This window comes from Ruegeria sp. (genome assembly GCF_965243365.1).
Classification (GTDB): Bacteria; Pseudomonadota; Alphaproteobacteria; order Rhodobacterales; family Rhodobacteraceae; genus Ruegeria.
In genome coordinates, this window is record NZ_CBDEUW010000002.1 from 739,552 (window position 1) to 753,040 (window position 13,489).

Consider the following 13,489-nt stretch of genomic DNA (forward strand, 5'->3'; position numbering starts at 1 on the left):
ATCTGACGGCAAGCTATCCGCCCGCCACTCTTTCTACGTCGCATCGAAGGAGGGCACCAACGGGCGCAACCGGGTAAGGCGACGGGTTTCTCGTATGAATATCACGTTTCTTCTGAACGGAGAGACAGTGGAACTGGCGGATGTCAATCCGACGGCCACCCTTCTGGACTGGCTGCGCGAGGATCGCGGCCTGACCGGCACCAAAGAAGGCTGCAACGAGGGCGATTGCGGGGCCTGCACCGTCATGGTGACGGATGCGGATGGCCACAAGGCACTGAACTCCTGCATCCTGTTCCTGCCGCAGCTACACGGCAAGGCGATCCGCACCGTCGAAGGCGCAAGCAGCCCGGACGGCGAAGCCCACCCGGTTCAACAGGCGATGGTCGATCTGCATGGCTCGCAATGCGGCTTCTGCACCCCCGGTTTTGTCATGTCGATGGTCGCCGGCCACGCGAACGGGGCAACCGATCACGACACTCAACTTGCCGGAAACCTGTGCCGATGCACCGGCTATGCACCGATCATCCGCGCCGCCAAAACCACCGAGGATCACGCGGTTCCGACATGGATCACCGACGACCAGTCCTTCTCTTGTTCAAAAATACCTCGGGGGGAGGCCGCAGGCCGGGGGGCAGAGCCCCCCTACCTTCCCAACTCTGCCGACGAACTCGCAGCGCTCTACGACCAAAACCCCGACGCCACTCTGATCGCCGGAGCGACCGATGTGGGTCTGTGGGTTACCAAGCAGTTGCGGGACCTCGACCCGGTAATCTTCCTCAATCGCTGCGAAGATCTGAAAGAGATCACAATCACCGACGACGAAATCCGTTTCGGCGCCATGGTCGATATGAACCGGATGGGAGAGGCGCTGTCCGACCTCCACCCTTCCTACTCCGAAATGATCCGCCGCTACGCCAGCGTTCAGGTGCGCCACGCCGCCACCGTCGGCGGCAACATCGCCAATGGCTCGCCCATCGGGGACAACCCGCCTGCACTGATCGCTTTGGACGCCACCTTGCACCTCAGAAAAGGCGACACCCGACGGTCCCTTCCGTTGGAAGAGTTCTTCATCGATTATGGCAAACAGGACCGCGCGCCGGGTGAGTTCGTCGAGGCTGTAAGCTTCGCTCGCCAAGCGGATCGGTTGAAAGCATACAAGCTCAGTAAACGGTTCGATCAGGATATCTCGGCCGTCTGCGGATGTTTCAACATTGCCGTTTCCGATGGCGTAATCACTGAGGCGCGGATCGCCTTTGGCGGCATGGCGGGCATCCCCAAACGCGCCAGGCATGTCGAAGCTGCACTGATCGGCCAACCTTGGACCCGTGAGACGATCCAGGCCGCATTGCCTGCGTTTGCGGATGACTACACGCCTATGACGGACATGCGCGCCTCGGCCACCTATCGGCTGGAGACGGCAAAGTCACTGCTGGAACGCTATTTCCTTGAGGATCAGGGCGAAGTGACAAACGTGCTGGAGGTGTCGGCATGAGCGTGACCAAAGCCCTCCCCCATGACGCCGCGCCGCTGCATGTCTCTGGAACCGCGCGTTATGTCGATGACATTCCGACACCCAAAGGGTCGCTGCATTTGGCCTTTGGTCTCAGCCCGATAGCCAAGGGCAAAATCACAGCGATGGATCTGTCGGCAGTAAAGGACGCCGAGGATGTGTTCATGGTGATGACCGCGGACGATCTGCCTTTTGCAAACGACGTTTCGCCCTCGATCCATGATGAACCGCTGCTGTCTGACGGTACTGTTCATTACATCGGCCAGCCTGTGTTTCTGGTGGTCGCCACCAGCCATTTGGCCGCGCGCAAAGCCGCGCGCCTTGGCAAAATCGAATACGCCGAAGACACTCCGATCCTGACGGTCGAGGACGCGCTAGCCGCCGACAGCCGGTTTGAAGACGGCCCGCGCATCTATGCCAAAGGTGATGCGGATGCGGCTATCGCCAGCGCAAGGCATGTGATCGAAGGCACGTTCGAGATCGGCGGGCAAGAGCATTTCTATCTCGAAGGTCAGGCCGCCCTGGCGGTACCACATGAAGGCGCGGATATGCTGGTGCACAGCTCGACCCAGCACCCGACCGAGATTCAGCACAAGGTGGCGGATGCGTTGGGCGTTCCCATGCACGCCGTCCGGGTCGAGACCCGCCGCATGGGTGGCGGCTTTGGCGGCAAGGAAAGCCAAGGCAACGCCTTGGCCGTCGCCTGCGCGATCGCTGCGCGCGCGACCGGCAAGGCCTGCAAGATGCGTTATGACCGCGACGATGACATGACCATCACCGGCAAGCGTCATGCGTTCCGGATTTCCTACAGGGCCGGGTTCGATGAGAACGGGCACATTCAGGGAGTCTCATTCCACCACTACGCCATCTGCGGCTGGGCACAGGACCTGTCCCTGCCCGTCGCGGACCGTGCGATGCTGCATTCTGACAACGCCTATCTGCTGCCCAATGCGCGGATCGAAAGTCACCGGCTAAAGACCAACACCCAATCCGCCACGGCCTATCGCGGCTTTGGCGGCCCCCAGGGCATGGTCGGGATCGAGCGTGTTATGGACCATGCCGCGTATGAGATGGGGCTGGACCCGGTCGAGTTGCGCCGCCGGAACTACTACGAACCCGCGCATGCAGTTGCCGAGGTGACACCGTCGGAAAAACCGCTGGGCCATCCCGACCCGCACGAAGACCTGACCACCCGGGGTGCAGTTGAAACCGGGAATGCCCCGGTTCGCCCTGTTCCCGCAGGCGGTAACACCACGCCATACGGCATGGAGGTCAGCGACTTCGAACTGCACGGCATGACCGAAGCGCTTCTGAATTCCAGCGACTACGCGGCGCGCAAGGCCGCAATCGAGAAATGGAATGCCGAGAACAGCGTGATCAAGAAAGGTATTGCCTTTTCTCCGGTCAAATTCGGGATTTCCTTCACCCTGACCCACCTCAATCAGGCGGGCGCGCTGGTGCACGTGTATCAGGACGGCTCGGTCCACCTGAACCACGGCGGTACAGAGATGGGACAGGGCCTGTTCCAGAAGGTCGCGCAGGTTGCAGCCTCGCGTTTTGGTATCCCGCTGGAGATGGTCAAAATCACAGCGACCGACACGGCCAAGGTGCCCAACACCTCGGCCACCGCGGCCTCTTCGGGCAGCGACCTGAACGGTATGGCGGTGAAAGCAGCCTGCGACACGATCCGTGATCGGATAGCCGATTATCTGGCCGAGCGTCATCAAGCCGATCCATCGTCAGTCACTTTTTCAGATGGTCATGTCTCGGTCGGCGAGGAACGTTATACCTTCGCCGAAGCGGCCGCTCTGGCCTATCAGGGGCGCATCAGCCTGTCGGCGACCGGTTTCTACAAAACCCCCAGGATCGAATGGGATCGAATCGCCGGACGCGGGCGGCCATTCTTTTATTTCGCCTACGGTGCTTCGATCACCGAGGTTGCCGTGGACACTCTGACTGGCGAAAACCGCATCCTGCGCACCGACATCCTGCACGACGCAGGCGCATCGCTGAACCCGGCTTTGGATATTGGGCAGGTCGAAGGCGGCTATGTGCAAGGCGCGGGCTGGCTGACGACCGAGGAACTGGTCTGGGACGGTAAAGGCAACCTGCGCACGCACGCGCCCTCGACCTACAAGATCCCAGCCTGTTCGGACCGGCCCGACATCTTCAACGTCTCGCTCTGGGACGGCGAGAACCGCGAAGACACGATCTATCGCTCAAAGGCGGTGGGCGAGCCGCCCTTCATGCTGGGCATATCCGCGTGGCTCGCCTTGTCGAACGCGGTCGCAGCCTGCGGCGACAGCTATCCGGCGCTAAACGCTCCGGCCACGGCCGAGGAAGTCTGGCACGGGGTCCAAAGGATGAAGGGAGACATCTGATGGGATTTGACTTGGAGGCTTTGAGGGAGGCGGTCAAAATCCACGGGAAAGTTACCCGGGTTGTCGTCGCTGCGATCAAGGGGTCATCCCCACGCGAAGTCGGCGCAGCAATGCTTGTTTGGGAGGACGGGCAAAGCGGCACAATAGGCGGCGGTACGCTCGAATTTCAGGCGGCAGATGCCGCGCGGAAACAAACCACCCAGTCCCGCCTAACCCACCACGCGCTTGGGCCTGATATGGGCCAATGCTGCGGTGGAGCCGTTTCACTGTTCAGCGAGGTCTTTGACCTGAAGGCGGTTGAAACGCTCGACGCCACGATCATCGTGCGATCTGCTTCGGAAGGCGAAATGCCTCTGCCTGTCAAACGCTTGCTGGCAACTGCGCGCGGTCAGGGAATTGCCCCCGAACCGCAACTGATCGACGGCTGGATGGTTGAACCGGTCCACAAGCCAACTCGGAACCTTTGGATCTGGGGCGCAGGCCATGTCGGACGGGCACTGGTGGACGTTCTGTCCCCGCTACCCGACATCGCGATCACCTGGGTCGACACCGGGCCCGGGCGCTTCCCGGCCTCGGTTCCAGCAGGTGTTACCACAGTTCCAGCCGCCAAGCCGTCCGAACTAGTGCGCCATGCTCCGCATGATGCCGAGCACCTTGTGCTGACATATTCGCATAATCTGGATTTGGAACTGTGCAACCGGCTGCTTTCGCACGATTTCCGCTTTGCTGGCCTGATCGGCTCGGCTACGAAATGGGCGCGATTCCGGTCGCGGTTGGCGGCCCTTGGGCATTCGCCCACACGGATCAGCCGCATCACCTGCCCGATCGGCGATCCCGGCCTGGGCAAACACCCGCAGATGATCGCCGTTGGCGTCGCCGCGCAGCTTTTGCGCCCGGCCAGACAGAACGAATTGAAAAAGGACCTGAGCGCGTGACCACTCCACTTTTGAGCTTGCAAGGGCTGACCAAAGCCTATCCCAGCGTCGTGGCCAATGATCAGGTGTCCTTTGACATCGGTGAAGGCGAAGTCCACGCCCTGCTGGGCGAAAACGGCGCGGGCAAGTCCACGCTGGTGAAAATGATCTACGGTCTGGTGAAGCCCGACAGCGGCACGATGCTGTTGCGCGGCCAACCCTTTGCGCCGCCAGAACCCCGTGCAGCACGAGCAGACGGGATCGCGATGGTGTTCCAGCATTTCTCGCTGTTCGATGCGCTGAACGTGGCGGAAAATATCGCGCTGGGGATGGAGAACCCACCACCTATGGGCGATCTGGCCTCGCGCATTCGGGAGGTGTCCGAAACCTACGGGCTACCGCTGGATCCCTTCCGCACGGTAGGCGACCTGTCCGCGGGTGAGCGTCAGCGGGTTGAGATCATTCGCTGCCTGCTGCAGGACCCGAAGCTTTTGATCATGGATGAGCCGACCTCGGTGCTGACCCCGCAAGAGGTCGAAATCCTGTTCGAAACGCTGAACAAATTGCGGTCCGAGGGCACCTCGATCCTGTATATCTCGCACAAGCTAGAGGAAATTCGGACGCTTTGTGATCACGCCACAATCCTGCGTCTGGGCAAGAATGTCGGCGAGTGTGTGCCTGCCGAGACTTCGGCCCGCGATATGGCCGAGATGATGGTGGGGTCGACATTGCAGACGCCTGAACGCTCGGGCCGTGAGTTTGGTGACGTCGCGCTGGATGTCAGTGGGCTATCTGTGCCGTCGCCTTCGGAGTTCGGAACCGCCCTGCGCAATGTTCACATGACCGTTCGCAAGGGCGAGGTTCTGGGAATCGGAGGTGTTGCCGGGAACGGTCAGGATGAATTGCTGGGCGTGCTGTCGGGCGAAATCCCAACCACGGCCGACGCGATCAAGTTCAACGGGCAACCCATCGGCAAGCTGGGTCCGACCGCGCGGCGGAAGCTGGGTGTCCTGACTGCACCCGAGGAACGGCTGGGCCACGCGGCGGCACCGGATATGAGCCTGACCGAAAACGCCCTGCTGACCGGATCGGTGCGTGAAGGGCTGGAAAATAACGGCTTTCTGAAATGGGCCGAAACCAAGAATTTCGCTGAAAAGATCATCAGCGCCTTCGACGTCCGCACGCCGGGGCCAGAGAACGCTGCGCGTTCTTTGTCGGGCGGGAACCTGCAGAAGTTCGTGATTGGTCGCGAGGTTTTGCAAAACCCGGATGTTCTGGTGGTGAACCAGCCAACCTGGGGCGTGGATGCGGCGGCGGCGGCCTCGATCCGGCAGGCCATTCTTGATCTGGCTGCAAAGGGAACCGCGGTGGTCTGCATTTCGCAGGATCTCGACGAGTTGATGGAAATCTCGGACAGTTTTGCTGCCCTGAACGAAGGACGGCTGAGCGCGCCGCGCGAAACCACGGGTCTGACGGTGGACGAGATTGGTCTGATGATGGGCGGCGCCCATGGCATGGAGGTGGCGCATGTGTGATCCGCTGGGACGCCTTCGGCGAGAGTATTTGCAAAAAGATGAAGACCTTGGGGGGATGAGCAGATGATAGTGTTGGAGAAACGGCCTCAGCCGTCCAAGGCGTGGTCTTATGCCACCCCTCTGGTCGCGGTGCTGGCAACGATGATATTTGGCGGCATCCTGTTTGCCATTCTGGGCAAGAACCCCATCGAGGCCATCGGGACCATTTTCTGGGAACCGCTGTTTGGAGAGTTCGCCTTCTACTATCGCCCGCAATTGCTGGTGAAGGGGGCGCCGCTGGTGCTGATCGCAATTGGCCTTTCCTTAGGCTTTCGCGCCGGTATTTGGAATATCGGGGCCGAGGGCCAGTACATTATGGGGGCCATCTTTGGCGCCGGTGCGGGGCTAGCGTTTTATCCGCTGGACGCATTCTACATCTTTCCAATCATGGTGATCGCTGGCGCGTTCGGTGGCTGGCTTTGGGCGATGATCCCAGCTTTCCTGAAGGTACGCTTTGGCACCAACGAAATCCTTGTGTCGTTGATGCTGGTCTATGTGGCCGAGCAGATGCTGGCCTCGGTCTCACTTGGTCTACTGAAAAACCCTGAAGGGTTCGGCTTTCCCGGTTCGCGTAACCTGCAATCCTATGAAAGCGCGCATAATGCCGAGCTGATCGCCGGGTCAGGGATGCATTGGGGTGTGGTGACCGCACTGATCGCTGTGATCTTTGCCTATGTGCTGCTGAACCGTCACATGCTGGGTTTCCATATCCGTCTGACCGGTGAAGCGCCCCGCGCGGCCAAGTTCGCAGGTGTGAACCCGGCGCGTCTGATCCTGTTCTGTCTGGGCCTGTCTGGCGCATTGGCAGGGCTTGCGGGGATGTTCGAGGTCTCGGGACCTTCGGGAGTGGTCAGCATCGACTTTAACGTCGGCTATGGCTTCACCGCGATCATCGTGGCCTTCTTGGGCCGCTTGCATCCGGTGGGTATCCTACTGGCTGGTGGCCTGATGGCGCTGACTTACATTGGCGGTGAAATCGCGCAGTCTCAGCTGGGTCTGCCCGCCGCTGCCATTCAGGTGTTCCAGGGGATGCTTCTGTTCTTCCTTCTGGCGTTCGATCTTCTGACAAACTACCGCATCCGTGCGGCCCATAGCGAGGTAGCGTGATTATGGACCTTGGTGAAATCAACCCCGTCCTTCTGGTCGCCTCGCTGATGGTGGCCGCAACCCCCCTGCTTTTGGCCGCGATCGGAGAGCTGGTCGTTGAAAAAGCAGGCGTTCTCAACCTCGGCGTCGAAGGCATGATGATCGTGGGTGCGATCAGCGGCTTTGCGATCTCGGTCGAGACCGGCTCGCCCTGGCTGGGCTTTGTCGCGGCGGCTATAGGTGGCGCGGTGCTGTCCCTGTTGTTTGTGCTGCTAACACAGGTGGCGTTGGCCAATCAGGTTGCCAGTGGGCTTGCGTTGACCCTGTTCGGCCTTGGTTTCAGCGCCCTGATGGGTCAGAGCTATGTAGGCGTGAAGCCGCCCGACATGGCCGACATCCACATCCCGGTGATCAGCGATATTCCGGTGATCGGCCCCATTCTGTTTCAGCATGACCCGATCCTCTACGTCGGCATTGCTCTGACAGCCGCAGTCTGGGCCGTCCTGAAATACACCCGCGTGGGTCTGATCCTACGTGCGGTGGGCGAAAACCACGATGCGGCACACGCTTTGGGCTACAAAGTCATCAAAATCCGTATCATGGCGATCCTGTTTGGCGGCGCCTGCGCGGGCCTTGGCGGGGCCTATATCAGCCTAATCCGTGTCCCGCAGTGGACCGAGGGGATGACCGCTGGTGTCGGCTGGATCGCCTTGGCGCTGGTGGTCTTTGCCAGCTGGAAACCATGGCGCGCATTGCTGGGCGCTTATTTGTTCGGCGGAATCACAGTGTTGCAGCTCAATTTGCAGGCAGCGGGCGTTGCCATTCCTGTCGAGTATCTGGCAATGTCGCCCTACATCATCACGATCCTTGTGCTTGTGATCCTTTCGGCCGACAAGAGCAGCGCACCTGCCGCATTGGGCCGGACCTTCCATGCCTCACACTAGGGGCCAACTGAACCAACTTGGGGAGTAACTTCATGAAATTTAAATCACTTCTGACAACGGCTGCGATAGCGCTAGGTCTGGCGACCGGCGCTGTGGCGCAGGACAAAACCAAGGTCGGTTTCGTCTATGTCGGCCCCGTGGGCGACGGCGGCTGGACCTATGAGCACAACAAAGGCCGTCTGGCCGTGGAAGAGCATTTTGGCGACAAGGTCGAGACCGTGTTCGTCGAGTCAGTTCCGGAAGGCCCCGACGCCGAACGTGTGATGACCCAGATGGCGCTGGAAGGCGCTGACCTGATCTTCACCACCTCGTTCGGCTACATGGACCCGACCATCAATGTGGCCAAGAAATTCCCGAACGTGAAGTTCGAGCACGCGACAGGCTATAAGACGGCCGACAACGTCTCGGTCTATTCGGCCCGCTTCTACGAAGGTCGCGCCGTTCAGGGCCACATCGCAGGTAAGATGACCGAGTCGAACATCATCGGTTACATCGGCTCGTACCCGATCCCCGAAGTGATCCGCGGTATCAACTCGGCCTATATCCACGCCAAGAAGGTGAACCCGGATGTCGAATTCAAGATCGTCTGGGCCTACACGTGGTTCGACCCGGCGAAAGAAGCCGATGCCGCCACCGTGCTGATTGAACAGGGCGCAGACGTGATCCTGCAGCATACCGACTCGACCGCGCCGCAGGCGGCTGCGCAAGAGGCGGGCAATGTTGTCACCTTTGGCCAGGCCTCGGACATGAGCGAATATGCTCCATTCCCGCGCGTGTCGTCGATCATCGATAACTGGGCGCCCTATTACATCGCGCGCACTCAGGCCGTCATGGACGGTTCGTGGGAGACCGTGAACACCTGGGATGGCATCCGCGAAGGCATGGTTGAGATCGGCGAGATTTCCGACCGTGTTCCCGCCGACGTCAAGGAAGAAGCTCTGGCGATGAAGGCTGCGATGGCCGCTGGTGAATACCACCCCTTCACCGGCCCGCTTAAAAAGCAGGACGGCAGCGACTGGCTGGCTGAGGGCGAAGTGGCTGATGATGGAACCCTGGCGGGCATGAACTTCTACGTCGAAGGGCTGGAAGGCGAGATCCCGCAGTAAGTTCGCCTGACGAATACAACCAAAGCCCGCCGGACCCGGCGGGCTTTTTCATTTCTGCACCCGACCTCCGAAACAACGCCAAGCCAGGGCTATTCGAGAGAAAGCGGTCACGAAGCATAGCCCGCCGAACACCCATGACAAAGTGGCAAAGGCATCCGGCAACAGACAGAGCAAAACGAAAAAGACAATGGTCTCGGTGCCTTCCAGCAGGCCACCGGTAAAATACAGCGCCTTTTCGCCCCGGGTATCGGTTTTCATCCCATGCCGATCCGCCAGCAGGGAAAAGCCCAGAAAGCTTGCCCCATTGAAATAAAACGACAAAAGCAGGAAACCACCTGCCACGCCGTTATTCGCCGGATCAGCCAGAATAAACGCCATCGGGATTGCGCCGTAGAACAGGAAGTCACAGGTGATATCCAGATAACCGCCAAAATCCGTCCCACCGCGAGCCCGGGCCACAGCGCCATCCAGCCCGTCAGCTAGGCGTGACAGTAGCAAAGGCACCAAAGCCCAACCGGCCAGGCCCATCGCAATCATCCCCGCCGCCGTCAGGCCCAAAGTCAGACCAATCAGTGTCACCTGATTGGCCGTAAACCCGATCCGGGCCAGCACGCGGCCCTGCGCGTTCAGGCTTGGGTCAATAAACGGTCTGATCCGGGCGTCGAACATGATCGGCAGTTAATCTTACTTACCTGTCATGACCAAACACATTACCGCGAGCGCCGGCACCTAGTGCCCGCTAAGTACCAGCGTGTTCACCGGCATCAGGATCAGACGCAAACGCAGGCCCGCAGCGTGAACTACACCAATGGTGTCGACCACGTGCAGAAACGCCTTGTCCCAGAAGCCGAGGTTTTCATCCTCAAGTTTGGCGTGGTTGTCTGTGTAGACATTGGCCAAACAGTTACTACCGGGTGGGATTTTATCGGCCATGCCTTTGTAAAGCGGCTCGAGATACACCAGAATCGAACCCGGATGGGTGTTGGTCTGCACATCGCGAAGCTCGTCCGAAGGGCGGATCTGACCGGACGGGATCACATCCTGTACCTGCACCACCACAACGGGAATAACAGTGAACGGCTTTGTCATGCAGCCCAGCTCGCCGATCATGCCCGGCTTGATGACTTGCGCGGAAAGCTGGTTGAACGCCGCCTGAAACCTGTCATGACCAGAATGCGATGGCACCAGAATTCCCGCAGGCCGCAACAGGGGGCTGACATAGTCGCCGACCTGCAAGCCAAACTGTTCAACCCGCCCCGTCACACCGGCACTGATGACAGTCTTGTCCAACTCGGTCAGGGCCGCATCCAATTGCGCATTGGCGCTGGCCAACTGTGCCGGGATCAGCTCTTCAATCTGCTGTACAACTGCCGCCCGCTGCGATTGCGCCGCAACCACCTGCGCCTCACGTTCAGCCGCCAGATTCTCAAGCCGCTCGATTTCCGTCAAACGCACCGCGCTAGAGCCCTGGTCGCGCAGGGTGGTATTCCGTTCAAGATCCTCCAGCGCCTGATCCAGAGCCGCCCTTGCACCCGCAATACCGGCGTCCGCCTCGGCCAGATCGGTCTGCGCAACTTTCAGAGATGCCTGAACCTGCGCAATCTGCGCATGGGCGGCCTCAACCTGGGCCGTCTGGGTGAAATCTTCGATCCGGAAAATCGGCTGACCGGCGGTCACCTCTTGATTGTTGGTGACATAAACCTCGGACACACGCCCCCCCAATTGCGGCAGAATGGTCACCGTGCGGAAATACGACGCGGCAGCACTGCTGGAAGGGTGGAAATAAAACAGCGTGGTGATCACCGTCAAAGCCAGAATGGCGCAGGTGGTCAGCCCCCAACGCAGTTCGTACCACATGGTGAACAGAGTAATCTCATGACCGATCCGTTTGCCTTGCACAAAGCGGCGGAACAGGTAATCGGGCAATACAGTGACAAGCGCACACATCATTGTTTCAAGCATGTTCTAGTGCTCCTGCGGTGCGGCTGGTGTGGGCTCAACAGGCGGTTCTTCGACCTCCGGCTCGGCTGGTCGTTGTGGCGCCAGCGACCGGATCGCGTCGGCGATCGAACGCAATGGCGCGGCAAAATCCGGGAACTGGAAGCCCGCCACCAATATGGCGGCAACCCAGAACAGCCCGTTATGGGTAAACAGGGCCAGCAACGCCAGAATACCGACAAGTTGAAACTGAGGATGGTTGGACTGATGCGCAATCTTCTCGGGGATCGAATGCAGCGTGAAATATGCAACTCCAAGCAGCACGATCACCACGACGGTGAATACCAGCATGAAGGTGAAAAGAAAGTCGCTGCCATCGGCCTGAACCACATAGGACGGGATATGTCCTGTGGCCATCGGGTGTATGTCCGCAGTGTTCACCCTGCCCTCCTGTCGTTTGTTTCTACCTTCTTTGGATGGGTTGATGCCCAAATTCAAGCCTGCTTATGGCTGTTCAACAATTGGCCCGAGCCTAAATGCCTATCGAACTCTTAAATTCGAATTTTATAATTCTTGCGTCGATCCTCTGGTTCGATTTGTGCCTCATGGCCGTTTGACTACATCCGGGGAAGTATTTTTGGGCAATAGCGCCTCTAACAACGATATTGCCTGTCCCAGTATGCAATCTGGGCATCCTGTGTTTGCCTTGGGACGGACGACGCGCCTCGGAGCCCGCGAGGCCAGGTTGCGCAAATTCGCTCAAGATGGAACTTTGGTTGCGGGGCTGGGCACTCACGCCTCTCGGATCAGACAGGTTGAGCCAATGGGCAAAAGAAAGCTTCCACCAAATGCCAGCGTTGCGAACAAAGGTGACGGTGCCAAACTGCTTGCGCCAGCCGCCAGTCGAAATGCCAAAGCCATCAGCGACCTTGCTGTCCGTATTGCGCCCAGGCATGGTCAAGCGCTTGAACTGGCAAGCGGAACTGGCCAACACATCACCGCCTTCGCCCAGCGCCTACAGGGAGTGTTTTGGCAGCCGACCGAAATTGCCGCCGAACGCAGGGCCAGCATTGACGCCTATGCCGAAAACCTGCCAAACGTTGCTCCCGCGTTGCACCTGGACGCAACGATCCCTGGGTGGCACAAAAGCTTCAGCGACCAGCATCTGATTGTCCTGATCAACCTTTTGCATTTGATCGACGCAGCGCAAACAAAAACCCTGATTGCCGAGGCTACCCTGGCACTACGCCCGTCTGGCCGCCTTTTGCTATACGGTCCGTTCTTGCGAGCAGGAGAGTTGACAAGCGAGGGCGACCGGCGGTTTCACACCGCATTAACCGAACAGGATCCGACGATTGGGTACAAGGATGACAGCTTCATCCGCGCCTTGTTGGAAAGTTGCGGGCTGGTTTTGGTTGAAACTGTCGAAATGCCCGCCAACAATCTGGCTTTTGTCGCAGAAAAGCCAGGCACCTGATCAAGATCAAAGTCTGGTTGAGCTCCACATTACATATTCGTTTTATCATATGTATAAAAAGGGCACCCAATGAACTGGCAAGACAAACTTACCGATACCCGAAAAGGTCTGCGCAATCTCAACAGCGCAATACCTGAAACAGCGCGCGCTTTTGGTGCCTTGGGTAAATCAGTCAAAGAAGGTGGAGACCTCGACTACAAAACCAAGGAATTCATCGCCTTGGGAATGTCCATCGCTGTTCGATGTGAGCCCTGTATTTCCTTGCACACCGAAGCGCTGACCAAAGCGGGCGCCACGCGCGAAGAGATATCTGATGTACTTGCAATGGCCATTCAGTGGGGGGCGGGCCATCGATGATGTATGCCGCCAAAGCGCTGGAGTGTTACGACGAGCTGTCCAACTGACCAAACGACCAAGAAAAGCCTGCTAACGCAGGCTTGCCTCCGGCGGAGGTATTTTTGAACAGAAGAAGAAACGGTTTCTTAACCTAAATGTCTGAACATTGTCAGGCGGTACGGGCGGAGGCGCCGATGACCGTAACAGGAGAAGGCCCCCCTCG

Annotated in this window: 11 protein-coding genes and 1 pseudogene; 9 read left to right on the forward strand and 3 right to left on the reverse strand. The window is 59.2% G+C overall.

Annotated elements, in window-relative coordinates; genetic code table 11:
* Positions 1-94: 94 nt before the first annotated feature.
* The 7 genes from xdhA (at position 95) to ACP0GE_RS07430 (ending at position 9,515) form a co-directional block, all read left to right on the forward strand.
* Positions 95-1,492, forward strand: coding sequence for a xanthine dehydrogenase small subunit (gene xdhA, locus ACP0GE_RS07400; RefSeq protein ID WP_424831342.1), 1,398 nt, complete (start codon positions 95-97; stop codon positions 1,490-1,492).
* On the forward strand, positions 1,489-3,891 hold the full coding sequence (gene xdhB, locus ACP0GE_RS07405) for a xanthine dehydrogenase molybdopterin binding subunit (RefSeq protein WP_424831343.1): 2,403 nt from the start codon (positions 1,489-1,491) through the stop codon (positions 3,889-3,891). Before xdhA ends, xdhB begins: the two co-directional genes overlap by 4 nt.
* Positions 3,891-4,826, forward strand: coding sequence for a xanthine dehydrogenase accessory protein XdhC (gene xdhC, locus ACP0GE_RS07410; RefSeq protein WP_424831344.1), 936 nt, complete (start codon positions 3,891-3,893; stop codon positions 4,824-4,826). Before xdhB ends, xdhC begins: the two co-directional genes overlap by 1 nt.
* Entirely contained in the window at positions 4,823-6,340 is a 1,518-nt protein-coding gene (locus tag ACP0GE_RS07415; protein ID WP_424831345.1) for an ABC transporter ATP-binding protein, read from the forward strand. The genes xdhC and ACP0GE_RS07415 overlap by 4 nt, the downstream gene beginning before the upstream one ends.
* A gap of 63 nt (positions 6,341-6,403) precedes the next feature.
* Positions 6,404-7,486, forward strand: coding sequence for an ABC transporter permease (locus tag ACP0GE_RS07420; protein ID WP_424831346.1), 1,083 nt, complete (start codon positions 6,404-6,406; stop codon positions 7,484-7,486).
* Positions 7,487-7,488: 2 nt separating this feature from the next.
* The gene (locus ACP0GE_RS07425; protein WP_424831347.1) at positions 7,489-8,409 is read left to right on the forward strand and encodes an ABC transporter permease; all 921 of its coding nucleotides are present in this window, start codon (positions 7,489-7,491) and stop codon (positions 8,407-8,409) included.
* A 32-nt stretch (positions 8,410-8,441) separates the two neighbouring features.
* Positions 8,442-9,515 carry a BMP family ABC transporter substrate-binding protein gene (locus tag ACP0GE_RS07430; RefSeq protein WP_424831348.1) on the forward strand — a complete coding sequence of 358 codons (1,074 nt, stop codon included), beginning with the start codon at positions 8,442-8,444 and terminating at the stop codon, positions 9,513-9,515.
* A gap of 48 nt (positions 9,516-9,563) precedes the next feature.
* Here the strand turns inward: ACP0GE_RS07430 and ACP0GE_RS07435 are convergent, their stop codons facing one another.
* The 3 genes from ACP0GE_RS07435 to ACP0GE_RS07445 are packed head-to-tail and all read right to left on the reverse strand — an operon-like array spanning position 9,564 to position 11,894.
* Complete coding sequence (locus ACP0GE_RS07435) at positions 9,564-10,184, reverse strand: CDP-alcohol phosphatidyltransferase family protein (RefSeq protein WP_424831349.1); 621 nt, start codon at positions 10,182-10,184, stop codon at positions 9,564-9,566.
* Between the two features lie 60 nt (positions 10,185-10,244).
* Positions 10,245-11,477: an HlyD family secretion protein gene (locus tag ACP0GE_RS07440; RefSeq protein ID WP_424831350.1), complete on the reverse strand. Its 1,233-nt coding sequence runs from the start codon at positions 11,475-11,477 to the stop codon at positions 10,245-10,247.
* A 3-nt stretch (positions 11,478-11,480) separates the two neighbouring features.
* The gene (locus ACP0GE_RS07445) at positions 11,481-11,894 is read right to left on the reverse strand and encodes a hypothetical protein (RefSeq protein ID WP_424831351.1); all 414 of its coding nucleotides are present in this window, start codon (positions 11,892-11,894) and stop codon (positions 11,481-11,483) included.
* A gap of 382 nt (positions 11,895-12,276) precedes the next feature.
* Between ACP0GE_RS07445 and ACP0GE_RS07450 the strand changes: the two genes are divergently transcribed.
* Positions 12,277-12,930: a DUF938 domain-containing protein gene (locus ACP0GE_RS07450; RefSeq protein WP_424831352.1), complete on the forward strand. Its 654-nt coding sequence runs from the start codon at positions 12,277-12,279 to the stop codon at positions 12,928-12,930.
* A gap of 69 nt (positions 12,931-12,999) precedes the next feature.
* Positions 13,000-13,334 (forward strand): annotated as a pseudogene (locus ACP0GE_RS07455) (carboxymuconolactone decarboxylase family protein).
* Positions 13,335-13,489: the final 155 nt, after the last annotated feature.